This is a genomic window from Jilunia laotingensis (genome assembly GCF_014385165.1).
Classification (GTDB): domain Bacteria; phylum Bacteroidota; class Bacteroidia; order Bacteroidales; family Bacteroidaceae; genus Bacteroides; species Bacteroides laotingensis.
In genome coordinates this window covers 3700340-3725770 of record NZ_JACRTF010000001.1, presented here as the reverse complement: position 1 = coordinate 3725770, position 25431 = coordinate 3700340, and the positions used below count along the sequence as shown (strand labels likewise).

Sequence of the window (25431 nt, the reverse complement as noted above, 5' to 3'; positions counted from 1 at the left end):
ATTAGTACTTTTGCAATCAAATTATTTAGAGATTATTATTAATACTCATGATACAAACTAAATTGAAAGGAATGGGGGTAGCACTGATTACTCCTTTCAAAGAAGATGAGAGCGTTGATTACGATGCATTGATGCGGATGGTGGACTACTTGTTACAGAACAATGCAGATTTTCTGTGTGTATTGGGTACGACGGCTGAAACACCTACATTGACAGAGGATGAAAAGAAGAAAATAAAAAAGATGGTAATTGACCGTGTTAATGGGAAGGTACCTATTTTACTTGGAGTAGGAGGAAATAATACTCGCGCAGTTGTAGAAACTTTAAAAAACGACGATTTCACCGGGGTAGATGCTATATTATCTGTAGTACCTTATTATAACAAACCTTCTCAAGAAGGCATATACCAACATTATAAAGCGATTGCAGAAGCAACAGAATTACCTATTGTTTTATACAATGTGCCAGGGCGTACAGGAGTAAACATGACAGCCGAAACAACCTTACGAATCGCCCGTGATTTCAAAAATGTAATTGCAATAAAAGAGGCATCTGGAAATATCACCCAAATGGATGACATCATCAAAAATAAGCCGATCAATTTTGATGTCATTTCAGGAGATGACGGTATAACCTTTCCTCTCATCACATTAGGAGCCGTTGGTGTAATATCGGTCATTGGAAATGCATTCCCACGTGAATTTAGCCGTATGACAAGGTTGGCACTACAAGGTGACTTTACAAATGCACTCACTATTCATCATAAATTCACCGAATTATTCAATCTATTATTTGTTGATGGTAACCCTGCTGGAGTAAAATCAATGTTGAATGCAATGGGAATGATCGAGAACAAGCTTCGGTTACCACTCGTTCCAACTAGAATAACAACTTTTGAAGCTATCCGGAATGTGTTGAATGAACTAAACATTAAATGTTAAATGACAGCAATATATCTTTATTAGAAAAAGAACATATATTCATGGAATTCCCTTAAGCTGAGAACATAAGGCAACTAATTCATTGTGATTTAGTTGCTTTTTTATTAAACCAAGAGAAAAGAGTTATGAAAAATCAAAAAGCCCCTACAACATAATGCAGGAGCTTTTTGTGATCGCGACAGGATTCAAACCTGTAACCGGCTGATCCGTAGTCAGCTACTCTATTCAGTTGAGCTACGCGACCTTACTTATGAAAGAATTTGTGACCGCGACAGGATTCAAACCTGTAACCGGCTGATCCGTAGTCAGCTACTCTATTCAGTTGAGCTACGCGGCCATTCACTGCTAAACCAGAAAAAAGTGATCGCGACAGGATTCAAACCTGTAACCGGCTGATCCGTAGTCAGCTACTCTATTCAGTTGAGCTACGCGACCCTCTGTTTTTGTTTAACGGGTGCAAAGATACTGACTTTTTTGAAAACAGCAAGCGTTTATCCCTCTTTTTCTTGAAAATTATTCAAAGAAACGATAGTTAAATAGTTGCCAACCGAGCGTTAATCCTACATTCCACTCCCTTTTAGGTGAACTATAATGATTTACATATGCAGAGATAGCACCAAATGGCAATTGACATACTATTGATAATTCCCCCAAATATTCAAAACGAGAGAACGCTTTGCCATAATATGCTTTATTAATGGAATTTCTTTCTATAGGAAAAATCGGCATAAATCCATAAAATTCTCCACGAACATGAAACATCTGACTCAAACGATATATAGGACGAATACCAACTCCAACATACTGATTAGCGCGAAAAGCCTCATTGTACATCAATTGGCCATGTGCCGTAGGAGCAAACTCTCCCGCCTGCATCATTGTAGCAGTATAATTTTCAGAAAAATTACGCGAGGAATACAACGCTTTCAAATACCACCCTAAAGTCCAATTTTTGGACATACGATGATACTTTTCCTTCATATATGAGAGTTGCAACCATGAATGCCGTTCCTCGTTCAACTTTTTATTATCCGTATTTTCACCAGGATAAAAACGTTCTTTACCAGTATAAATTTGCGCAACCAATTCCTCATGGCTGCCTTGAGTAGGAAACTGCCTTGTATTCAGAGTGCTTCCATTAAAACTAATAGAGCCACCAAAAAAAGTATATTCACTTTTATCATATTTATCTTTATCAAAGTCTATAACACTTTTCTGAAAATAACGATCTTGAATCTTTGCTATTCCTATACCAAACTCAGCCCTCTTACTTGATAAAAAGGGGAGTCCTGCTTTAAGCTTCACAAAACGTTCATCTTTCTGATTAAAAGCTGGTTTATCTTTCTTAGAGAACAGCTTCTCTTTCTTAAAATAATCAAACGTACTTATAGAAGCAATTAGACGATATGAAGTAGGAATAGTCGTAGCAAAATCAATTTTTCCCATTAACTGGATATTGTTATAAACTTTTCCCAACTGTCCGTCAAGCGTAAACTCTTTTGCATTGTAATTCAGATTCTGATAACTTACTCCCAGATATATCTGATTGGAACTCGTAGTTGAAACATTACCTCCGATACGGACAGAAAGGTTATCTTCCAATTTGACTTTCAAATGGAGATCATATGTATCATCCTCCGGATTGAATACAGCATGGGGGATAATTTCTGAAATCATATTTCCGGAAAGTAAACGGAAATAGCCGCGTTTCACATCTTCGTATGTAAATTCTTTCTCATCAGATGCATGAAATTCTTTCTTTATATAAGCTTGCTGTTGGGCATTGGCACCGCTTATTAATATATTTTTGAAACGAAGTTCGGGATAATTGCTTTTATAAACCAATCGCCGGAGACGTATGTTATCATAATTTACACGCCTATGAATACGACTTTTAATGGAATCCATCATACTCATTGTACGATTATAACCAATATCGTGTAATTCATCAATCCGTTGAAAGTCCATCAAATTTACATCATCATATTTAAACGTCATCAATATACCATCGGATTCAGGAACCGAATAATCCGTTTTTTGCATAACCATGTTCTCAATCTGGCTCATTAGATCATTTTCCTTAGGTTTTGTAGGATTAGCAGCAACCACACTACCAATAATGATATCCGGATGAAAATCATTGCGCATCACATCCGTGGGAAAATTATTGTATATTCCACCATCATATGCCAATACATTGTCTATTTCTATAGGCTTAAACATAAAAGGAAAGCTCATGGACGCCCGCACAGCATCTCCCAAATCACCCTTTCTCATGACCAACTGCTTTTTATTATACACATCCGAAGCAATACATCTAAAAGGTACAAATAGCTTATCAAAATCTCCACCACAGGATGCAGTAGCCCGAGCATAGAGGTCGATAAAAACCAGATTCATTTGTATTGGGTCAACTACGCTAGTCGGTAAAAATTGAGGTTTAATGTTTAATGAATCACGAAACGACAAACGGATATTCAGAAAATCAGGAGTCGGCAAATCTTTTTTGAAATAATACATATATTTTTCTTCAACCTCTCCTGAATACCAACGTTTGAAATCTTCAGACTTTAACAACGCTTCCATATCATCTGGAGAATACCCCATGGCATATAATGATCCCACAATAGCTCCCATTGAAGTACCGGTAATGTAATCAATAGGGATGTTGTTTTCTTCAAGCGCACGAATTATGCCAATATGTGTCAACCCTTTGGCACCACCTCCACTTAGCACAAGTCCAACTTTCTGAGCTTGTGCCATGACAGGTAGTAAAAGTAAAATAATGATAAGCGCCAAAACCTTTTTCATAATACAATATAAAAACGATTGATTTGTTCTGTTATTTACTGTTCAAATATATGCATTTGTTTCCAATGAATCGGAATTTTAGGAAATTTATAATCAAAAAAAGAGCATTGCTACATTTTCATATGCGCAATGCTCTTCTATGAATATTTAAATTAAAAAAGATGCAAATCAGATCAGTTCAATACTTCTCTTAACGAAGTTGTTCAATTCTTCCCCCTTCAGCATATTATTTTGCAACAGAGCCAAATCGATTAATTGACGAACTACTTTGTTCTTACCGGCAAAATCAGCGTATATAGCTTCCTTCTTACCTTTTAGTTCATCAAGTTTCTTATCCAAATCCCTTAACTCATCTTTTTCTGAAGTGGGGATGTCTTCATCCTTTTTGCCTTCTTGCTTCTTCGCCATTGCATCACGTTGTTTAGTCGTGTCGTCAATAGACAATTGCAATGGAACAATATCAGCGGCACAAGCAATTTCTTCTTCACCAAGTACTTTTTTGATTAATGGATGATCAGAATTCAATACGAGATTAAACATATCAGGCATTTCTCCATAGAAACTCATACCCGCTTGAATATTAGCCATTTCTTTCATACGACGCATATATTCGCTCTGTGTAATCACAACGGGAGCAATATTTTCTCCTAAGGCCTGTGCCATTACATTAAATTCCATCTTCTCGACTTTAGGCAACTGGCTTTTGAAAATATTCGACAAAGCTTCCTTTTCAGCGGGTTTTAATGCATCGTCTTTTCTTTCTTCTTTCACTATAAGATTGTCAACAACATCGCTGTCCACGCGAGTAAAACGAGATTTTTCAAATTTCTGTTCCAACATGCTAACCATGGCTACATCCAACTGCCCATCTAAAAGCAATACATTGTATCCTTTATTTTTAGCAGCTTCGATATAACTATATTGTTCACTCTTATCATTAGCATATATATAAATCAAAATTCCATCTTTATCTGTCTGATTATCTTTAATCAACAGGCGATATTCTTCATAGGTATAATGCTTGCCATCCGTATCGGTGAAAAGGGCAAATTTTGACGCTTTGTCATAAAAATCCTCTTGCGTCAACATTCCATAATTGATAAATATTTTCAAATCATTCCACTTCTCTTCAAACTGAGGACGGTCATTCTTGAAAATAGACTGCAAACGATCAGCAACTTTCTTCGTAATATACGAAGAGATCTTCTTCACATTTGAATCACTTTGCAGATAGGAGCGGGAAACGTTCAAAGGAATATCCGGAGAATCGATCACCCCATGTAATAAAGTCAAGAAGTCCGGCACAATGCCTTCTACAGAATCTGTTACATAGACTTGGTTACTATAAAGCTGGATTTTATTTCTATTCAGTTCAATATTGCTTTTAACTTTCGGAAAATAAAGAATTCCAGTCAAATGGAAAGGATAATCCACATTCAGGTGTATCCAAAACAAAGGTTCATCCGCCATTGGATATAATTCTCTATAGAATTTTTTATAATCTTCATCTGAGAGTTCACTGGGCTTACGCGTCCAAAGAGGCGTAGTGTCATTTATGATATTATCCTCGGTCGTTTCTACCTGCTTTCCGTCTTTCCATTCTTTCTTTTTACCAAAAGCAATAGGAACGGGAAGGAATCTGCAATATTTCTTCAATAAATCTGATATACGAGATTCTTCCAGAAATTCTTTGCAATCATCATCAATATACAGCACTATGTCAGTACCGCGGTCTTCTTTTTCAACATCTTCGAGTGTAAACTCCGGACTACCATCGCAAGTCCATTTTACAGCTTGCGCACCTTCTTTATAAGATTTTGTAATGATTTCAACCTTCTTTGCCACCATGAAAGCGGAATAGAAACCAAGTCCGAAATGTCCGATAATTGCATTTGCATCATTTTTATACTTTTCCAGAAAATCATTGGCACCGGAGAAAGCTATCTGATTGATGTATCTATCTATCTCATCGGCCGTCAGTCCGATACCATGATCAGAAATAGTGATAGTATCTTTTCCTAGAGAAACGTGGATAGTCAGATCACCTAATACACCTTTAAATTCGCTTATTGATGCCAGTGTATTTAATTTCTGAGTCGCATCAACAGCATTCGACACTAATTCGCGAAGAAAAATCTCATGATCGCTGTACAAGAACTTTTTGATAATAGGGAAAATGTTCTCGGTAGTAACCCCAATATTACCTTTTTGCATAATAATGTATATTTTTTAATTGATCCTATTTATACTATTTGCTAAGTTTAGAAACAAAAAAAATGCCAGACTAAAAGTCTGACATTTTGACGTATTTCGAAAAACATTTATTCTTTGGTTACCGTTTCCACTTTCATCTCCAGTTCACTTTTTTCTTCATTCAGAATCACTCTGATAGTATCCCCATCAGCTAAAGCAGATGAGACAATAAGTTCTGACAAACCATCTTCAAGATAAGTCTGAATGGCACGTTTCAATGGTCGGGCACCGTATTGAACATCATATCCCTTCCCGGCAATAAATTGCTTTGCCTTATCTTCAATAATCAATTTATAACCAATAGATTCAATACGATCATACAATCCTTTGAGTTCAATATCAATAATTTGAGTTATTGCCTCCAGGGAAAGCTGGTCGAAAGTTATAATCTCGTCAACACGATTAATAAACTCTGGTGCAAAAGATTTATTCAATGCTTTCTGAATGACACTCCGAGAAAATTCCTTATCATCCAAGCGGCTTTGAGTAGCAAAACCTACCCCTCGACCAAAGTCTTTCAATTGGCGCGTACCAATATTAGATGTCATGATGATAACCGTATTTTTAAAATCTACCACTCTGCCATAACTGTCAGTAAGCCGACCTTCATCCATTACTTGCAGTAACAAATTGAAAACATCCGGATGGGCTTTTTCTATTTCATCAAGCAATACAATGGAATAGGGCTTACGGCGCACTTTCTCAGTAAGCTGACCGCCTTCCTCATACCCCACATATCCCGGAGGCGCTCCAACAAGGCGAGAGACAGTAAATTTCTCCATATATTCACTCATGTCTATCCGAATCAAAGCATCGGAAGAGCCAAACATATATTTTGCCAATTCTTTGGCAAGATGTGTTTTACCAACTCCCGTAGGGCCCAAAAACATAAAGGTTCCGATTGGTTTATTAGGATCCTTGAGCCCGACGCGACTTCGCAAAATTGCTTTAACCAACTTTTCTATAGCCGGATTTTGGGCAACGACTTTCGACTGAAGGGATTCTTTCATTCCAGCCAGCTTCATTCCTTCGGCTTGTGCCATTCGTTGTACCGGTATACCAGACATCATAGAAACAACATTGGCTATTTCTTCAGCATCCACCGTTTCCCGATTATCTTTTAATCGTTCTTCCCATTCCTGCTTCATACGATCCAGAACTATAGTAAGTTCTTTTTCCTTGTCACGGAAGCTGGCGGCAAGTTCAAAATTCTGCGATTTCACTGCGTCATTCTTTTGATTCTTAGCCTCTTCTATCAATATTTCCTGTTCCTCGATTTCTTTAGGTACATTGATATTGGTCAGGTGTACGCGAGAACCTGCTTCATCAAGGGCATCTATCGCTTTATCCGGAAAATTACGATCGGTAATATAACGATCTGTCAACTTGACGCATGCTTCCAAGGCAGCATCCGTATAATTCACGTTATGATGATCTTCATATTTACTCTTAATATTCCGTAGAATCTGAAGCGTTTCTTCGGATGTAGTCGGTTCTACTATTACTTTTTGGAAACGGCGTTCCAAAGCACCGTCTTTCTCAATATTCTTCCGGTATTCATCAAGAGTCGTAGCACCAATACATTGTATCTCACCACGGGCCAATGCCGGTTTGAGCATATTGGCAGCATCCATTGAACCTGCAGCAGAACCTGCACCTACTATGGTGTGGATTTCATCAATAAACAAAATCACATTGGGATTCTTCTGCAACTCATTGAGGATAGAACGAATCCGTTCTTCAAATTGCCCACGATATTTCGTACCGGCCACAACCGAAGTCATGTCAAGAGCCACCACACGTTTATCAAATAAAATACGAGATACCTTCTTCTGAACAATACGCAATGCCAGCCCCTCGACTATAGCCGATTTACCCACACCAGGTTCACCAATCAGAATTGGATTATTCTTTTTACGCCGACTTAAAATCTGTGCCAGGCGTTCTATTTCACGTTCGCGCCCTACAACCGGATCCAAACGGCCTTCTTCTGCAGCTTTAGTCATATCCGTACCGAAATTATCCAGTACCGGAGTATCATTTGATGGCTTTTTCGAGGTCGTCTGCGCTTGTTGACGTTCATCGGCACCACGACCTCCACCGGAAGAACGGGATGAACCCATTTCCTCTTCGTCATCATCGTCTTCCGTAAATCCCATCCCGGAACTGATGTCAGGTTGCAAAGACAATTGTTCAAATACCTTTTTATAATCGATATTATTCGCTTCAAGTACAGAAGCCGCCACATTATTACGATCTTTCAGAATAGCTAATAGTACATGTTCCGTATCAGCGACATTACTTTTCAGCAGACGAGCTTCAAGGATACACATCTTAAGTACCTTTGCAGCACCATTGGACAATGGCACATCGGCATCCGGAAGCAAAAAGTCATCTGCCTCCGCTTTTAATATCACTTCAATCTGCTTTTTTATGTCGGTCAGATTCGTTTTGAGTTTGGACAATATCTCTATAGCTTTCCCTTCACCGTCACGAAGTATACCCAACAGCAGGTGTTCAGGCCCAATATATCTGCTTCTCAGACGATTGGCTTCTTCTTTACTAAAGACGATAATATCGGAAACTTTTTGTGAGAATTGATTATTCATACTTTTATTCCTTCCTTCTTAAGGGTTATTCACTTGCAAAGATACATATAAATCTGTTTATACGTAATATTTGCTTTATTTATTATGATAACAAATGTCGTGCCAAAAAAACACATATCACTATATACCTTTACAATAAATACATAAAAAATAGCCTTTTTAAATTCATTATATTAATCTCTTTAGAATTAATCAAGGGACAAAACAGCAAATACACCCCCATGTTTTAACACACAACATCCGGATGTTTTATACAATAACATCCCCATGTTTTTGATAAGAACATCCGGATGTTTTCAATATGGAGTTCACGTAAACATTCCATAAAACATTGATAAAAAAGACATTAAGGATAGCATTTTACCATCATAACCATACACTTTCCACGAACCATAAACAGCATACCGACAACTACAAAAAGTTTATGGCTGAAAACTTTTGTATATCTAGAAAAAGTAGTACTTTAGCGTGGTTTTTCATAAGCCACAAATGTATAATTAATAATCTTTTTAAATGCTTGAACAAGACAGAATTATAAAGATTAACATCGAGGAGGAAATGAAGTCATCGTACATTGACTACTCCATGTCGGTCATTGTTTCACGTGCCCTTCCAGATGTTAGAGATGGATTTAAGCCCGTTCACCGCAGAATTCTCTACGGAATGATGGAATTGGGTAATATGTCAGATAAACCTTATAAAAAATCAGCCAGAATCGTTGGTGAAGTATTGGGTAAATACCATCCCCACGGGGACTCTTCCGTATATTTTGCAATGGTTCGTATGGCTCAAGAATGGGCAATGCGCTATCCATTGGTAGATGGTCAAGGTAATTTTGGTTCCGTCGACGGTGACAGTCCCGCTGCCATGCGTTATACCGAAGCCCGTCTAAATAAGCTGGGCGAAGCCATGATGGAAGACCTGTACAAGGAAACCGTGAATTTTGAACCAAACTTTGATAATACACTGGTAGAACCGACAGTAATGCCAACACGTATCCCTAACTTGTTGGTAAACGGTGCGTCCGGTATTGCAGTAGGTATGGCAACAAACATGCCACCTCACAATTTGTCCGAAGTGATTGATGCATGCCATGCCTATATCGACAATCCGGAAGTTACTGTAGAAGAACTGATGAATTACGTCAAAGCGCCCGATTTCCCAACCGGAGGATATATATACGGTATAAGTGGGGTTCGTGAGGCTTATCTCACAGGTCGTGGCCGTGTCGTTATGCGTGCCAAAGCTGAAATAGAAGCCGGACAAACTCATGATAAAATTGTTGTTACCGAAATACCTTACAATGTTAATAAGGCAGAATTGATTAAATATATCGCTGACCTTGTTAATGACAAAAAGATTGAAGGCATATCGAATGCCAACGACGAATCAGACCGTGAAGGCATGCGCATCGTTATTGACATTAAACGTGATGCCAATGCCAGCGTAGTCTTAAATAAGCTGTATAAAATGACAGCATTGCAGACTTCTTTCGGTGTGAACAATGTAGCACTGGTGCATGGACGCCCCAAAACACTGAATCTAAAAGATCTTATTAAATACTTCGTTGAACATAGACATGAAGTAGTTATTCGTAGAACTCAATTTGATCTGCGCAAGGCGAAAGAACGTGCCCATATCCTTGAAGGTCTGATTATTGCATCAGATAACATTGATGAAGTGATCCGCATTATCCGTGCAGCAAAAACTCCAAACGATGCAATCACCGGTTTGACAGAACGTTTTGAACTGACAGAAATCCAGGCACGCGCCATTGTTGAAATGCGTTTACGTCAATTAACGGGCCTGATGCAAGACCAATTGCATGCTGAATACGAGGAGATTATGAATCAAATTTCCTACTTGGAAAGTATTTTGGCTGACGATGAAATATGTCGTAAAGTTATAAAAGACGAATTGCTTGAAGTAAAAGCAAAATATGGTGATGAACGCCGTTCGGAGATTGTTTATTCCTCTGAAGAATTCAATCCCGAAGATTTCTATGCTGATGATGAAATGATCATCACAATCTCACACATGGGATATATCAAACGTACACCTTTATCGGAATTCCGCGCGCAAAATCGCGGTGGGGTAGGTTCTAAGGGTACCGAAACACGTGATGAAGACTTCATCGAACACATATATCCTGCCACCATGCACAATACTATGATGTTCTTTACTCAAAAAGGTAAGTGTTATTGGTTAAAAGTATATGAAATTCCGGAAGGAACAAAGAATTCAAAAGGCCGTGCTATCCAAAATCTACTGAACATTGATTCTGATGACGCAGTAAACGCGTACCTGCGCGTGAAGAATCTTGATGACAAAGAATACATCAACAGTCATTATGTATTATTCTGTACCAAGAATGGTGTAATCAAGAAAACCTTGCTTGAGCAATATTCACGTCCACGTCAAAATGGCGTAAACGCCATTACAATCCGAGAGGACGATCGAGTGATTGAAGTCCGTATGACCAATGGAAATAATGAAATAATCATCGCTAACCGTAACGGTCGTGCCATCCGTTTTCACGAAGCAACAGTTCGTGTCATGGGTCGTACAGCAACAGGCGTACGTGGCATTACACTCGATAACGATGGTCAGGATGAAGTAGTAGGAATGATCTGCATTAAAGATTTGGAAACCGAGTCCGTAATGGTCGTTTCAGAACAAGGCTATGGCAAACGATCTGAAATCGAAGATTATCGTAAAACAAACCGTGGTGGTAAAGGTGTGAAGACAATGAATATCACTGAAAAAACGGGCAAACTGGTAACTATCAAATCTGTAACAGATGATAACGATTTGATGATCATCAATAAATCCGGTATCACCATACGTCTGAAAGTTGCAGATTTTCGAATTATGGGACGTGCCACACAAGGTGTACGCCTTATTAACCTTGAAAAACGTAACGATCAAATCGGCTCTGTATGTAAAGTAACGACAGAAAGTTTGGAAGATGAAATCCCCGTAGAAGAAGTAGAGGGCAAAATCCTGAGCGATCCGACAACAGATATGGATAGTTCAGAAGATGCAGATACTCCCGATACAGGAATCGAAGAAAATGAAGAAAAAGAATAGACGTAATATTAATAATTAATCAAACAACAATCATGAAAAGAGTATTATTTTCAATGGTTTTACTGATGGCTATCAGTTTTGCTTTTGCCCAACAAAAAAATGTAAAAGAAGCCAAGAGCATTGCTGGTGAGGTAAAACCGGACTTTAACAAAGCTGAACAACTAATTAATGAAGCGTTGACTAATCCGGAAACAAAAGATGAAGCAGCCACATGGGATGTAGCAGGCTACATCCAAAAAAGGATCAACGAAAAGGAAATGGAAAATGCCTATCTGAGAAAGCCGTATGATACAATTAAGGTATATAATAGTATTCTGAAAATGTATGATTATTACCTTAAATGTGATGAACTTGCAGAAGTACCCAACGAAAAAGGTAAAATTAAGAATAAATACAGAAAAGCTAATTCTACTGCAATGTTGGCAGAACGCCCTAATCTGATCAATGGTGGTATCCAGTTTTTCAATCTCAACAATAGCAAAGAAGCGTTGAAATTCTTCGGAACTTATGTAGAATCAGCCTCTTACCCTATGTTAGAAAAAGAAAATCTTGCTGTATCAGATACTTTATTGCCTCAAATTGCTTATTATGCTACATTGGCTGCCAATGGGGCAGAAGACAAAGATGCAATTCTGAAATATGCACCTATTGCAGTTAAAGATCAGGAAAATGGTGGAATAGCTATGCAGTTATGGGCAGATGCACTAAAAGCAAAAGGTGATACAGCCAAATGGGTAGAATCTTTACAAGAAGGAATTATCAAATTCCCTGAAAACCAATATTTCTTTGCTAATCTTGTTGATTACTATAGCAGTTCAAATCAGCCCGAAAAAGCAATGGAATTCGCGGATAACATGTTGGCTAAAGACCCTAATAATAAGCTTTATTTATATGTAAAAGGATACCTGTATCATAACATGAAAGAATATGATAAAGCAATTGATTTCTACAAAAAAACGATTGAATCTGATCCAAATTATGGAGAAGCTTATTCTAATCTAGGCTTAGTATTGCTAATGAAAGCACAAGATTATGCAGATCAGTCAACCACTGATGTAAATGATCCTAAATATGCAGCTGCACAAGCAGAAATTAAGAAGTTCTATGAAGAAGCTAAACCTTATTACGAAAAGGCCAGAGAACTGAAGCCAGACCAAAAGGAATTGTGGGCTCCAGGTCTTTATAGAGTATACTATAATTTAAACATGGGTCCTGAATTTGATGAAATTGAAAAGGTTATGAATAACTAATTCTCATTTTTAATATAATAATAGAAGGCTGGTATTATTTATCAGCCTTCTTTATTATAAATCCATGCCTTGAGAGGGGTGTTTTATCAGCACAAGATAAAAGTAAAGAGAGTGACTCCAAAAATAAAAGATATATTATGAGATAATAAAAGAAGGGCAATTTATTTTTGAAAAATAAATTGCCCTTCTTTTATTAAACATAATAGTGATTATTCCATTATCTTAAAGAGAATAATTTCAAGCGCCTGATCATCCTCATCCATTAATAACAAGAAGCGGTGTATCGGAATGGAAAATCATCTTTCGAGCAATACTCGGATTAAATAAACGAGCAAATATGTTCCGTTTATAAGATGTCAATGTAATTATATCAATCTGATTAGTTTTAATGTACTCATCAAAACTTTTCAGGAAATCATCATTCTTCACAACATCATATTGGATTTCAAGTTCCGGATATTGTTTTAGAAAATATTCCTTAATCCCCGCCAACTTAATTTCATTCCAAGTATCTTTTGAATCTTTCGCATCTGCAAGATAAATCAAAGAAACAATAAAGCTAAATGGTTTCCAAGCATTTATGAATGCATCAAATGCTATTAAATCACGTTGATCAAAATTTGTGATAAAAGCCACCTTTCTGACTGATCCGAATTCTTTAAACGGTGTATTCTCTGGAATCGCTAATACAGCGGTACGGCTACGATCAATAACCTCTGCCGTAACACTACCAATTAAATCGGCATCCTTTTGGTTCTTACCACGAGTACCCATTATGATAATACGTGGGCGTTGCTCTTTAGAATAACGCAATATCTCTTCTTCAGGAATTCCCTCACGCAATATACAAGTATATTTCACATCAGGAAATTCTCCAGTAACAACTTTTTCCTTAATTTTGTCAGATAAAGAATTAAGGTCGGCATGTACTTTCTGAAGAATCGTTTTCACGGTTTCTTCATCACTTATTTGATAGTTAAACACATCACCATAAGGTAATGATGACGCATAAATAGGTGTAAAATAGACATGTAGTAATAAAACTTCAGCACCATACGCTTTTGCCAAATTGAATCCTAATTCACAAGCTTTCATTGAATAATTTGAAAAATCCACAGGAATCAGAATCTTTTTATTGCCGTCTTCAACCTTAGGAGTCTTCTCTCCCACTATACTTTCAGCTAACCAAACTGAACTCTCGGTTATCTTGAGCGCACGCGGCAAATCACTCTCTTTAATGCGTAACCTTACTCCTGATGAAACAACAGGTTGTATTTGATTTACATTATGTATATAAGTCTCTATGCCCTCATTTTCAAGAACATTCTTCAATATCTGAGCTTTCGAATAAGTCAGAATAGCTAATGTCACTAATTTGTCTTCCATAATTCATTTGTATTTATGATTTTAACAAATAAGAAATCCCAATTGTTTTCCAATTGGGATTCCGCAAGTATATTTTAAATTAAGCTTGCACAGGTTCGGTAGCTTCTTCTCGTTGCATCTTCATATTCAACTCATCAAGTATGCTAAGAGCCCGATCAAGTACGGTAGTATCATCAATCATTACTAAACCACCGTCCGGACCGGGCTCAAGATGTATTCCGACACTTTTACCTTCTTTAAAATTATGGCCTCCGAAGAAATTACGCACTGTGTCTACGTGCAAACCTAGTTCATCAGCTATTCTATGCATGCTACCGCTGGGCAATGAATCTTTAATTTTACGAAGTTCATTGAATGTTATTGTCCTCATGTCACATAAATTTAATGGTTATTACTAATGTGATTTATCACGCTATAAACTTAAGGAAAAAAAAAGATAAAACAAATTATTTACCTGTTTTTTTTACTAATTTAGGTAAAATACATTTCTATCAAAAGAAGAGATGAAATAAGTGAAAATGAATGCTCGAAATATCAACCAGATAATCAATCATTTATTTAAACCGGTAGTTGAATAGAAAGTATAAAACGAATGAAAAAATCCTCATACGGAAACTTCCGTGTGAGGATTTCATCTATATATTATAAATCTTATTTCAAATAATTTCTATTGATGATGAAGGTACCCATCCCACCTTTCCATCCTCTATACGAATCTCCTTCCAGCCTTTCATAGAAGCATCTTTAATGGTTACCTTATGCCCTTCATGAAGTATGAAAAGACTTGTTCCACTTTCACTTGGAGTACTGCGAACCGTTACACTAGGACTCATAACTATAGCGCTATCACGGTTCTGTAAACTGTCCTTTTGTTCGCTTGCAAATACATTTGCCAAAATAACAGCAATTAAAAAGACAATGCCACAGATAAAACTGGCTTTCTTCAAAACGACTTGTTTAGAGAAAATAAAGAAATACAATGATGCTATCAATAAAATAAAGCATACTACACCACACACAGCCCAAGCATCTACGCTCATACTGTTTATCAGCGACTTCGTCCAAGAAACAAAAAATATTTCAGGTATCGGCTCCACTTTATCAACAGTTTTAGCCCGTGCAACTTCCAAATTTGCACGAATATCACCATTTCCAGGCTGCAACAACAAAGCACGCTCGTAATTTAGTATGGCTTTTGCTATATCACCAGACTTATAATAACTATTTCCAAGATTATAATACAAGTCTGCTGCTTCTCCTTTTGTCAATAGAGCTTCGTATACCTGTATTGCAGAAGCAAAATCATTCTTCATGTATGCACTATCTCCTTCTGCTTTCGTCACATTTTCAAGTCCTGAAGATATTTGGTGCGTTCCTACATCCAATGAATCAACTTCATTGATTTGAATAGAATCTTCAGACACCTCCTGTCCCTGTCCAAAAGAAGTTACATACAATAATAAACTGAATGCAAAAAACAATATTTTTTTCATGACCGACTTCTTTTTTAGTGTTTTATTGAATTTTCCATTTTACTCATCACCGCCAACGAAGAAGAATAAACTTTATCCATAGCTTGATTTTCATCCCCTGGTGCAAAACGTGCAAATTCACATTCATTTAATGCTTTAAGGAATTCTTCAATCAAGTCATCACTTACTCCATAATTTCTCAACTTCTCTTCAACATTATCTTTCGACAGTCGAGAAACGGGAATATTCAATTTATCGCTTATATATCCCCACAATGCTTTTAAGACTTCGTCATAGAAAGCATCTTTCTTGTTTTCCGCAAGCAACATACCAGCCTGCTTCATCCGCTTCGTAGCTACTTTATTAGCCTTCTTAGTTCGCATTTTAGCCACATTCGCATTTTCTGCAGCCTGTTTCCGGTAAATAATAAAGAAAATAATGAAAGCTATTGCCGGAATCAAATATAATAACCAATAAGTCAAAGTATTATAGAAAAAGCTTCCTTTAGGATGCAACGTAACATCTTTCAACTTGATATAACGGATATCTTCTCCTAAAACTTTCAAGTCTTCTTTGTTCGTAAAGTTTGCAATAACCTGATCTGCATTACCTGCCCCCTTCTCGACATTGATTTCATAATCCTCAGTCTTCAATGTTTTATAAGTTTTGGACTTAATATCAAAATAGGAGAATGTCACGGCCGGAATCTTATAATTACCAGCATGACGTGGAATAGCTAAATATTCGATAACCCGGGTACCTGATAATCCTTCAGAAGTCAAACGAACTTTACTATCTACTTTCGGATCATACACTTCAAAATCTTCCGGGAATTCAATCTCAGGATTAGACAAAAGCTTCAAATTACCTGTACCCGATATTACAAGCTTTATGGTAACTGCGTCATTTGTTTTCACTTCTTTACTATTGATAGAAGAAGTTATACTGAACTCTCCCACTCCACCAGAGAAATCAGCAGGCTTCCCTGCCGGAAGCGGATTGACATTGATTGTGATTACAGGCGTAGTAAGCACTTTCTTCACTTCGACCATATTAGATCCACCATTAAAGAAAGCATCAAAAGGGTCTGCACTCCGTATCGCCTTTGCAACAGAAGCATCAAAACGTGCGGGTTCGATTGTCAACTTTCCAGCTTGCTGCGGGAACAGCACAAATTGCCTATAAACTGTAGTATGATAATTTCTTCCTTTGTAATTCTCCTGAGACCAGCGTGCATTACTTGGCCGCTCAATCTCCTGTGAATGAAAGCCTTTAAAATCAGGCAATTTTACATTATCAAAAGCCAATTGGGATTCACGGGTGTATATTTTGTATGTTAACAGAAAAGCTTCCTGCTCGTAAACGGTTGTTTTGCTTGCCGTTGCAGTTACAAATAAATCCTGATTGGAGACACTCGCAGCTGAAGAAGAGTTTGAAGATGCATTTCCTCCTCCCTGATTTCCCCCTGCAGAGCCTGTATTCTTATCTTGGGGAAGTACTTTTATCTTCACAGAATTGGATACCATTTGATCACCATCTGCTGTAATGGTAGCACCCGGAATAGAAAATTCACCCTCTGCTGTAGCCATCAAAATATAAGTAAAAGTTACGCCTTTTTCTGAAGACACAGCACCATTGACTATTTGCGTATTACTAAAAGTACTTCGTGTAGGCCCCATCAATACATCGAATCCTTTGATGGAAGGTACACGAAAATCCCTCACTTTCTGTGTTGTCACAGTATAGGATAACCTGAACTGATCACCTACCACCACCACGTCCGGTGCAGATGCAGTAAACGACACTTTATTGTCAGCAAATATGCTGGTTGCTGCCGTAATCAAAGCTATCAATAAGAAAATCAGTTTTCTCATTTCTCTTGAAGTTTTTATTATCTTATTTTTTTATTTACCAATCTTTCTCCAAACGCCCTCCTTGGATAACTTGCTGTTGTTTCTTAACTTTATCCTGGGTCTCTTTTTCATCCTGCATTACAGAATTCAGCAATTGCTCCGCGTTTTCTTTCGACATTTCATTGTCTTTTTTCTCCGGTTTAGGAGGTTGCTGTTGTTGATCATCTTTGTTCTGATCTTGTTTATCCTGATTCTGCTTCTGATCTTGCTTGTCTTGATTTTCCTTATCCTGATCTTGATTTTGATCCTGATTTTGTTGATTCTGCTGCTGATCTTTCAGTAACTTCTGTGCAAGTGCCAAATTATAACGTGTCTGATCATCTTTCGGATTATTCCGTAAAGACATTTTATAGGCTTCAACTGCCTGCCCATAGTCTTTACCGGCTTGAAAAAGTACACCCATATTATGATAGATATGCGCCAGTTTCATTTTATCTTTTTCTATTTTACTAGCAGCAGAATACTGTTCCATCGCATCCTTGAATTTCTGCTCCTGAGAAAGTGTATTCCCTAAATTATACATAGAAACCGTTGATTTAGGATTTGCTTCCAATGCCTTACGATAATTTACCTCCGCATCAACAAACACACTGTCTTTAAAGAATCGATTTCCTTTCCGTATATAGTCTCTCTCAGCTTTCTGAGCAGATGCTCCGGCAGCTAATAATACAAACAAAGCAAACAGAATATATTTATTACTTCTTGACATACTCATAATTACTTTTTATTAGAGAACAAGTGAATGTTCTTAAACAACTGATTCTTACGTTCCAATATCAACATTTCAGCTAGCAGTAAAAGGAAGATGATCCACGCCACTGCCTGAAACTGCTCGTTAAATTCAGTATACACTTTCGACTCAACATCCGTTTTCGCCATTTTGTTGATTTCCTGGTTAATAGCTTTCTGTGCTGAATTAGAATTATCTACGCGGACATAGATACCTTTTCCATCTTTAGCTATTTCCTGGCACATTGCTTCATTGAGCCTGGTTACGACCACATTCCCATCCCGGTCACGTCGAAAATCGTTGGTACCTGCAACGGGTATTGGCGCACCGTCAGGAAGCCCTACGCCCAATACGCTCACTTGAATGCCTTTCTCGGCAGCTGCTTTAGCTGCTTCTACAGCACCTCCTTCATTATTTTCACCATCCGTAATCACAATAATAGCTCGTCCTACACCTTCTTGTGGAGTGAAACTACGTGCCGCCAAATTGATAGCAGCCCCAATAGCTGTTCCCTGTTTAGATATCAAAGAAGGATTGATAGACTCCAAAAACATTTTAGCAGAAATATAATCACTCGTTATCGGAAGCTGCGTAAATGCATCTCCAGCAAAAACAATCATACCTACTTTATCATTCTCCATACCATCAACAAGCTTAGATATCAACCGTTTAGCTTTTTCCAAACGACTCGGTTGAACATCCTGCGCCAACATGGAGTTTGATATGTCGAGCGCAATTATCACTTCTACTCCTTTGCGCTTCACTGTTTCAAGCTTTGAGCCAAACTGAGGACGAGCCAATAATACGGCAAACAGCCCTATAGCGGCAAAGACCAACCAAAATTTCACATCCGGACGGTATTTTGAGACATCCGGCATCAATTGAGCCATCAATACCGGATCGCCAAAGCGACGGATTGCTTTACGTTTCCTATAATTCGAATATAGGTAGAAAGCAGCCAGCAACGGCAATAGCAGTAGCAGATACAAATATGCAGGTTCTTCAAATCGAAACATCTTTTTATCTAATATTTATCAAATTACAATGTTCTTAATATTTAAAAGATTAGCGAAGCATCACTTATGACCAAAATCATTATTCAGGCTACGGAATCTTTTTCAGAATCGAGTTGCGCAACAAAACTTCAAGCAGAACGCACAAGAAAGCAGCCAAAGCAAACCAACGATATTCTTCTTGGCGTTTGCTAAACTCCTTCACATTGAGTTTCGTCTTTTCAAGTTTATCGATTTCCTCATAAACCTCTTTCAGTTTAGAGTTACTCGTTGCACGAAAATAGTTACCATCTGTAGTTCCAGCGATCTCAGTCAAAGTCTTTTCATCAATCTCCACAGGTACATTGACATATTGTACCGTGTTACCAACAGGATAAGGATATGGTGCCATACCATTCGTGCCCACACCAATGGTATAAACACGAATACCGAAGCTCTTTGCTATTTCAGCAGCCGTCAATGGAGAAATATCTCCCGTATTATTAGTACCATCGGTAAGCAAAATAATAACTTTAGACTTGGCTTTGCTATCTTTCAAACGAGTCACAGCATTAGCAATTCCCATACCTATTGCAGTACCGTCAGTAATAAGTCCGCACTTGATTCCCTGAAAAAGATTCAATAGCACAGCATGGTCGACTGTCAAAGGACATTGAGTAAAACTTTCAGCAGCAAATAATGTCAGACCGATATTATCATTCGGCCGTCCATTTATGAACTCCGCAGCTACCTCTTTGGCAGCCTCCAGACGATTAGGCTTCAAATCTTCCGCCAGCATACTGGTTGAGACGTCGATTGCAAGCATTATATCGATACCCTCTATTTCGCTATTTTGCCAGCTATCCGTTGTTTGAGGTCGTGCGAGTACTAATATAATCAGCACCAAGGCGATAATTCTCAATCCAAAAGGCACGTGAAGCAGATAGTTCTTATAACTTTTCGGAGTATGAGCATACACCCTTGCATCCGATATCTGGAGTGTTGCCTGACTCTTCTTCCACTTGAGGACATACCATACAATATACGGTATGAGCAATAGCAGCAAAAATAAATATTCAATATTGGCAAAAACCATTCTTTTTATGATTTATTCCCTATCGGTCGCGACCATTTACGGCTTGAACACTAAGGTACGTTTACTATTTTCTATTTACGATCAAAGCTACTCTTTTATGCAAAAAGATTATAGAGTTGCATACCGATATAAATAAAGGTTGCAACAAGTGCCGCTGACAGTAAAGTTATACCACAAATCAACAAGACTTTAGTCCGCAGCGAACGTTTCTCTATAATAGTAATTTCTGTTGGTTGCGGTTTCAAATTCTCCTCATCCGGCTGCTTCGTTTCATTAATGAAATCAATGGCATTAATCAAATTCGCATCATTCTCATTCATTTGAGGGTCATGTTTTGCGAATTTAACCAAATCAGCTGTTTGAAATAGTTCCTTTAAATCAGAAATAGCCTCTTTATCATTCATTTCCAACAGTTTATCGATAATTTCCGAGGAAGTCATCTCTAAAGCATTAAAACCAAAACGATCTTTAATATACGTACGAATGGCATCTGTCAATTCTGTGTAATATTCCTTCGAGCGTCCTTTCTGCCAAATTTTCTCTCCTTTGATACGTTCGATTTCTAGCATTGCTGCTTGGTGAGGCGGTAACTTCGGTTCGACCTTCACCTTACGTATAATAGGTTTGTTATCACGAATACGTATGATAAAATAAATAAGCAAAGCCAACAAAGGCAGTGCCAAAAAAGAACACCCTAGCAAACCATACCAGTCTTCCCAGACAAAAGGAGCTTTCATCACAGTTTTTTGACCAAAGAACTGATCAGGATGCAATGTATCCACAGGCATCGAATAAACTTTCAGAGCCAATGCCCGCGATTTATATTCCTTATTATCTACCGATACAACCATCGGAGGCAAATAATAAAGGGCAGAGTCGAATGAAGTAACCGTATATTCCTGTTTGATCAGCATTCGTTTATTGTCATTCAGGTATTGCGTATCCGGTTTGGCTATATCTATTATTTCAACTCCACGCACCAATGTATCGGTATATACAGGAAATACCGCACGTTGTTTCGCGTCCATAGCTACCTGCAACTGAATCTTTGCTTGTTCACCAATAAGAATCTGCAAAGAATCAATCTGCGCTTCTACCGTGACAGACTGTGCAGCAACTTTGCCCGATAATAAGAACAACAATAATATAAGAAAACTATTTCTTTTCATCTCTTTCCGTTAATTTCGTTTGGCAAACAAATTCATCAATGCTTTCACATAATCCTGATCCGTACGCACAGATACAGAATCAACATTGCTTTTAGTAAAAGTATCATTCAGTTCGGCCTGCTTGTTTATCCACCAATCGTGATGTGCCCGCCGAACTGCTTTGGATGAAGAATCAATCCATTGCTCATGTCCGGTTTCAGCATCTTTTATTTTCATCAGTCCTATCGGAGGAAGTTCGGCCACACGCCTGTCATATACCTGAACAGCTACGACATCATGTTTCCGGTTAGCTATTGTCAATGCGTTTTTAAAGCTTTCCTGATCAATAAAATCCGATAAAATGAAAGCCGTACAACGTCTTTTCATCACATTCGTCAGATATTCCAATGCAAGACGAATATTAGTGCGACGGCTTTCTGGTTTAAAATCAATCAATTCGCGGATGATATAAAGAATATGCTTACGTCCTTTCTTGGGAGGAATAAACTTCTCTATCCGATCCGAAAAAAAGATGACTCCGATTTTATCGTTGTTTTGAATGGCCGAGAAAGCAAGCGTTGCTGCGATCTCGGTCACCATATCCTTTTTCATCTGTTTAACCGTACCAAACTCCAAACTGCCGGAAACATCCACCATCAACATGACCGTCAACTCGCGCTCTTCCTCATAAACCTTCACATAAGGTTTATTGAAACGCGCAGTCACATTCCAGTCAATGTCGCGAATATCATCGCCGAACTGATATTCACGGACTTCCGAGAAAGCCATTCCCCTACCTTTGAAGGCCGAGTGATATTGGCCTGCAAAAATATTATTGGACAATCCGCGTGTCTTAATTTCAATCTGGCGAACCTTCTTTAGTATTTCACTTGTTTCCATTTATCTAATTGAGAATTGAAGATTAATAATTGAAAATTATTCATTTCCAATTATCATCAGGGTACTTCAACCTTGTTCAGTATCTTACTGATAATTTCGTCTGAAGTCATATTGCTAGCTTCTGCTTCATAAGTCAGTCCGATACGATGACGGAGAACATCATGTGCAACGGCACGCACATCTTCCGGAATCACATACCCGCGACGTTTGATGAATGCATATGTACGAGCAGCCAAAGCAAGATTGATAGATGCACGGGGCGAACCTCCAAAACCGATCATATCTTTCAATTCCTTCAAATCATATTTTTCCGGGAAACGGGTAGCAAATACGATATCAACAATGTAACGCTCAATCTTTTCATCCAAGTATACCTGGCGAACCACCTTGCGAGCCTCTAAAATCTCATCTGCCTTTAAGATAGGCTTCACACTGAATTTCTCGCCATTGATGTTTTGACGAATAATCAGTTTCTCTTCTTCCTGTTTCGGATAGTCAATGACAACTTTCAGCATGAAACGGTCGACCTGCGCCTCCGGAAGCGGATAAGTACCTTCCTGCTCAATCGGATTCTGTGTTGCCAGTACGAGGAAAGGTTCTGGCAAAGCAAAAGTTTCCGTACCAATAGTAACCTGTCGTTCCTGCATGGCTTCAAGCAAAGCACTCTGTACTTTGGCAGGAGCGCGGTTAATTTCATCAGCTAGTATAAAATTGGCGAAGATAGGTCCCTTTTTCACTTGGAAGGACTCATCCTTCTGGCTGTAAACCATTGTACCGATAACGTCAGCGGGTAATAAGTCCGGTGTAAACTGTACGCGACTGTATTTCGCATCAATCAGCGAAGCCAACGTTTTGATTGCTAATGTCTTTGCCAAACCCGGAACACCTTCCAGCAATACATGTCCATCAGAAAGAAGTCCGATAAGTAATGACTCTACAAGATGTTTCTGACCAACAATGATCTGATCCATGCCTGTTGTAAGATTGGTAACGAAAGCACTTTGTCTTTCAATCCGCTCATTCAGCTCGCGGATGTCAATTGATTCAGCCATAAATACTTAATATTATATTGTTTAATTATCATTTAAAAAGACAAGCCTGCAACTACGCATGTAGGGCTTTTAATTCGATTCCAAAAGTACGCTATATTATTAACCATTGCAACTAATTTTTATTAAAAAACGATGTGAAGTCTTTAGATTAAGGTACTTTTATACGGTTAATAATTTAATAACACAACTACACCCGAATGGGCTATCATGCGCATCCGGGTGTGGAATAAAAGTAAGTTATTTCTTCACTAATTCCGGTATTTTTATAGTCGTACCATATGGCACATTATCGGGATTTTTTATTATGTCCGGATTATGTTTCACGATATAAGGCCATAAAGCCTTTGTTCCATAAAAGCGTAATGCAACTTTAGTCAATGTTTCTCCCTCTTTTATAGTATACGTGGTTTTAGTTCCCGTAATGATATACCCTACAGAATCCGGTTTAAAAGGAGCTGGTTTAGATACATTCTTACCTTCCTTATTCGATACCTGTGGTTTATCGTTCTTCTTTACCATATCCGGCTCTTTCTTTACGGGAGCTATAGGAGTCTGTTGTTTCACAGAAGGAACAACTTCCGCAATCGTATCTTCTTGAACGACCGTATCCCGGGGAATAACCGGTACAACCGATTCAGGCTGATCAACTTTATGCTCCACTTGTTCCGGCTGATTTCCCGATTCAAACAAATCCGGGTAGTAAATATAAAGCAGCGCACCGCCACAAAGCAGCAATACAACGATTATAATTGTAATTAAATAAGGTATAGGGGATTTTTCCGAACGATCAACTTTCTCCGGGATAGCTTGCTCCGGCAGTTTTTCATCAGCTACCACTTCCGGAACTGCCTTTACCGGAGACTCAGAAAGCTCTTTGGCAATTATGTCTTCGGCCGACGCCTGTGGCTCCACTGATTCGCGCTGTGGTGAAACCGACATTTCTACCGGTTCATTCAAAACTGCCTGCTCGGTAGGGAGGATAGCTGTTTCGATTGGTACTTCCTGATCCGGTACAGTAGCTTCATTATTGGTTTCTTCCTGTATGGATTCCTGCACATCTTGAGCCGTAATCTCTTCCTCTACTGTTTCCTCATTTTCATCATCAAATTCACTACTTACAGGAGTATCTTCCAAAACAGTGCTTTCATTCAGTACAACTGTCTCAAAATGAGCAAAAGGCTTGTTGATAATGTCACGTAATGAATTGTCCGGTGTAAAAGAAACCTTCGTATAACCTGGTATCTGGAAACGTTCACCCGTATTGACATTCACACTTTCACGACTTTCCACATCAACAAGTTTAAAAGTGCCCAGACCTTTAATTTTCACATATTTATCTTTCTCTAAGGCTTCTTCTATTAGGAGAAAAAACTCTCTGACAAACTTATCGGCATCCTTCTTATTCATGCCATGCTTATTGGCCAATAAGTCAATAAAATCCTGCTGATATAATCTCTCATTCATAACAAAGAGTTTTTTACTTAAACTTTTCTTTTAGCTGCGCACCGGGCCTGTACCCCAAAACCAATTTAGGTGGCACGAGCATCCGGAGTTTAGTCGTAGGATTGACCGTAATGCGTTCCGCTTTCTTTTTCACTTCAAAAGTTCCAAAACCTTGTATCGTAACGATATTGCCCTCCTCCAACTGTTGGGTCATCCCCGACAGCAAAGAAGACATCAATTCGGAAGTATCTTTAATGGTATACCCCAGCCTATGCGACAGTTCTGAAGTAAATTCTTTATTATTCAAATCCCAAAATTTTAAAAGTTCGACGCTATATTAGCCAA

18 protein-coding genes and 3 tRNA genes are annotated in these 25431 nt (G+C 38.2%); 3 read left to right on the top strand and 18 right to left on the bottom strand.

Annotated features, from left to right (window positions below):
• The first annotated feature begins 47 nt into the window (after positions 1-47).
• A complete protein-coding gene (gene dapA / locus H8744_RS14425) occupies positions 48-941 on the top strand; it encodes a 4-hydroxy-tetrahydrodipicolinate synthase (protein ID WP_262435497.1) in 894 nt (297 codons plus the stop codon).
• A gap of 170 nt (positions 942-1111) precedes the next feature.
• Here dapA and H8744_RS14420 read toward each other — a convergent pair.
• The 6 genes from H8744_RS14420 to H8744_RS14395 all read right to left on the bottom strand — a co-directional run bounded on the left by H8744_RS14420 (position 1112) and on the right by H8744_RS14395 (position 8614).
• Positions 1112-1185 (bottom strand) — tRNA-Arg (locus H8744_RS14420).
• A gap of 19 nt (positions 1186-1204) precedes the next feature.
• Positions 1205-1278 (bottom strand) — tRNA-Arg (locus tag H8744_RS14415).
• 24 nt (positions 1279-1302) lie between these two features.
• Positions 1303-1376, bottom strand: a tRNA-Arg gene (locus tag H8744_RS14410).
• A gap of 78 nt (positions 1377-1454) precedes the next feature.
• Entirely contained in the window at positions 1455-3752 is a 2298-nt protein-coding gene (locus H8744_RS14405) for a patatin-like phospholipase family protein (protein ID WP_262435496.1), read from the bottom strand.
• 168 nt (positions 3753-3920) lie between these two features.
• Complete coding sequence (gene htpG / locus H8744_RS14400) at positions 3921-5966, bottom strand: molecular chaperone HtpG (protein WP_262435495.1); 2046 nt, start codon at positions 5964-5966, stop codon at positions 3921-3923.
• A gap of 107 nt (positions 5967-6073) precedes the next feature.
• Complete coding sequence (locus H8744_RS14395) at positions 6074-8614, bottom strand: ATP-dependent Clp protease ATP-binding subunit (RefSeq protein ID WP_262435494.1); 2541 nt, start codon at positions 8612-8614, stop codon at positions 6074-6076.
• A 513-nt stretch (positions 8615-9127) separates the two neighbouring features.
• On the opposite strand from H8744_RS14395, the gene gyrA reads away from it, so the two are divergent.
• Together gyrA and H8744_RS14385 are read left to right on the top strand one after the other, a co-directional pair.
• The gene (gene gyrA, locus H8744_RS14390) at positions 9128-11704 is read left to right on the top strand and encodes a DNA gyrase subunit A (RefSeq protein WP_262435493.1); all 2577 of its coding nucleotides are present in this window, start codon (positions 9128-9130) and stop codon (positions 11702-11704) included.
• Positions 11705-11736: 32 nt separating this feature from the next.
• Complete coding sequence (locus H8744_RS14385; RefSeq protein WP_262435492.1) at positions 11737-12954, top strand: tetratricopeptide repeat protein; 1218 nt, start codon at positions 11737-11739, stop codon at positions 12952-12954.
• Between the two features lie 255 nt (positions 12955-13209).
• On the opposite strand, the gene H8744_RS14380 is transcribed toward H8744_RS14385, so the two are convergent.
• From H8744_RS14380 to H8744_RS14325, 12 genes are all read right to left on the bottom strand, one after another.
• On the bottom strand, positions 13210-14340 hold the full coding sequence (locus H8744_RS14380) for a universal stress protein (protein ID WP_262435491.1): 1131 nt from the start codon (positions 14338-14340) through the stop codon (positions 13210-13212).
• 79 nt (positions 14341-14419) lie between these two features.
• Entirely contained in the window at positions 14420-14710 is a 291-nt protein-coding gene (locus H8744_RS14375; RefSeq protein WP_262435490.1) for a DNA-binding protein, read from the bottom strand.
• Positions 14711-14996: 286 nt separating this feature from the next.
• Positions 14997-15833, bottom strand: coding sequence for a tetratricopeptide repeat protein (locus H8744_RS14370; protein ID WP_262435489.1), 837 nt, complete (start codon positions 15831-15833; stop codon positions 14997-14999).
• A gap of 14 nt (positions 15834-15847) precedes the next feature.
• Positions 15848-17686 (bottom strand): BatD family protein, encoded by a 1839-nt coding sequence (locus H8744_RS14365; RefSeq protein WP_262435488.1) that lies wholly within the window; start codon positions 17684-17686, stop codon positions 15848-15850.
• Between the two features lie 34 nt (positions 17687-17720).
• Positions 17721-18440 (bottom strand): tetratricopeptide repeat protein, encoded by a 720-nt coding sequence (locus tag H8744_RS14360; protein WP_305067384.1) that lies wholly within the window; start codon positions 18438-18440, stop codon positions 17721-17723.
• A 2-nt stretch (positions 18441-18442) separates the two neighbouring features.
• Complete coding sequence (locus H8744_RS14355) at positions 18443-19471, bottom strand: VWA domain-containing protein (RefSeq protein WP_262435486.1); 1029 nt, start codon at positions 19469-19471, stop codon at positions 18443-18445.
• An 88-nt stretch (positions 19472-19559) separates the two neighbouring features.
• Positions 19560-20543: a vWA domain-containing protein gene (locus H8744_RS14350; protein WP_262435485.1), complete on the bottom strand. Its 984-nt coding sequence runs from the start codon at positions 20541-20543 to the stop codon at positions 19560-19562.
• 95 nt (positions 20544-20638) lie between these two features.
• Positions 20639-21712 carry a hypothetical protein gene (locus H8744_RS14345; RefSeq protein ID WP_262435484.1) on the bottom strand — a complete coding sequence of 358 codons (1074 nt, stop codon included), beginning with the start codon at positions 21710-21712 and terminating at the stop codon, positions 20639-20641.
• 9 nt (positions 21713-21721) lie between these two features.
• Positions 21722-22591, bottom strand: coding sequence for a DUF58 domain-containing protein (locus tag H8744_RS14340; RefSeq protein ID WP_262435483.1), 870 nt, complete (start codon positions 22589-22591; stop codon positions 21722-21724).
• Between the two features lie 56 nt (positions 22592-22647).
• Positions 22648-23643: an AAA family ATPase gene (locus H8744_RS14335; protein WP_262435482.1), complete on the bottom strand. Its 996-nt coding sequence runs from the start codon at positions 23641-23643 to the stop codon at positions 22648-22650.
• A 237-nt stretch (positions 23644-23880) separates the two neighbouring features.
• The gene (locus tag H8744_RS14330) at positions 23881-25107 is read right to left on the bottom strand and encodes an HU family DNA-binding protein (RefSeq protein ID WP_262435481.1); all 1227 of its coding nucleotides are present in this window, start codon (positions 25105-25107) and stop codon (positions 23881-23883) included.
• Positions 25108-25120: 13 nt separating this feature from the next.
• Positions 25121-25393 carry an HU family DNA-binding protein gene (locus H8744_RS14325; RefSeq protein WP_262435480.1) on the bottom strand — a complete coding sequence of 91 codons (273 nt, stop codon included), beginning with the start codon at positions 25391-25393 and terminating at the stop codon, positions 25121-25123.
• Positions 25394-25431 lie beyond the last annotated feature (38 nt).

Bases quoted from the DNA above. Each gene is read 5' to 3' on its own strand.
- gyrA (WP_262435493.1), top strand. From the start codon at position 9,128: ATGCTTGAACAAGACAGAATTATAAAGATTAACATCGAGGAGGAAATG.
- H8744_RS14370 (WP_262435489.1), bottom strand. From the start codon at position 15,833: ATGAAAAAAATATTGTTTTTTGCATTCAGTTTATTATTGTATGTAACT.
- H8744_RS14350 (WP_262435485.1), bottom strand. From the start codon at position 20,543: ATGGTTTTTGCCAATATTGAATATTTATTTTTGCTGCTATTGCTCATA.
- H8744_RS14405 (WP_262435496.1), bottom strand. From the start codon at position 3,752: ATGAAAAAGGTTTTGGCGCTTATCATTATTTTACTTTTACTACCTGTC.
- dapA (WP_262435497.1), top strand. From the start codon at position 48: ATGATACAAACTAAATTGAAAGGAATGGGGGTAGCACTGATTACTCCT.
- H8744_RS14335 (WP_262435482.1), bottom strand. From the start codon at position 23,643: ATGGCTGAATCAATTGACATCCGCGAGCTGAATGAGCGGATTGAAAGA.
- H8744_RS14360 (WP_305067384.1), bottom strand. From the start codon at position 18,440: ATGAGTATGTCAAGAAGTAATAAATATATTCTGTTTGCTTTGTTTGTA.
- H8744_RS14395 (WP_262435494.1), bottom strand. From the start codon at position 8,614: ATGAATAATCAATTCTCACAAAAAGTTTCCGATATTATCGTCTTTAGT.
- H8744_RS14330 (WP_262435481.1), bottom strand. From the start codon at position 25,107: ATGAATGAGAGATTATATCAGCAGGATTTTATTGACTTATTGGCCAAT.
- H8744_RS14365 (WP_262435488.1), bottom strand. From the start codon at position 17,686: ATGAGAAAACTGATTTTCTTATTGATAGCTTTGATTACGGCAGCAACC.
- htpG (WP_262435495.1), bottom strand. From the start codon at position 5,966: ATGCAAAAAGGTAATATTGGGGTTACTACCGAGAACATTTTCCCTATT.
- H8744_RS14385 (WP_262435492.1), top strand. From the start codon at position 11,737: ATGAAAAGAGTATTATTTTCAATGGTTTTACTGATGGCTATCAGTTTT.
- H8744_RS14380 (WP_262435491.1), bottom strand. From the start codon at position 14,340: ATGGAAGACAAATTAGTGACATTAGCTATTCTGACTTATTCGAAAGCT.
- H8744_RS14355 (WP_262435486.1), bottom strand. From the start codon at position 19,471: ATGTTTCGATTTGAAGAACCTGCATATTTGTATCTGCTACTGCTATTG.
- H8744_RS14345 (WP_262435484.1), bottom strand. From the start codon at position 21,712: ATGAAAAGAAATAGTTTTCTTATATTATTGTTGTTCTTATTATCGGGC.
- H8744_RS14375 (WP_262435490.1), bottom strand. From the start codon at position 14,710: ATGAGGACAATAACATTCAATGAACTTCGTAAAATTAAAGATTCATTG.
- H8744_RS14340 (WP_262435483.1), bottom strand. From the start codon at position 22,591: ATGGAAACAAGTGAAATACTAAAGAAGGTTCGCCAGATTGAAATTAAG.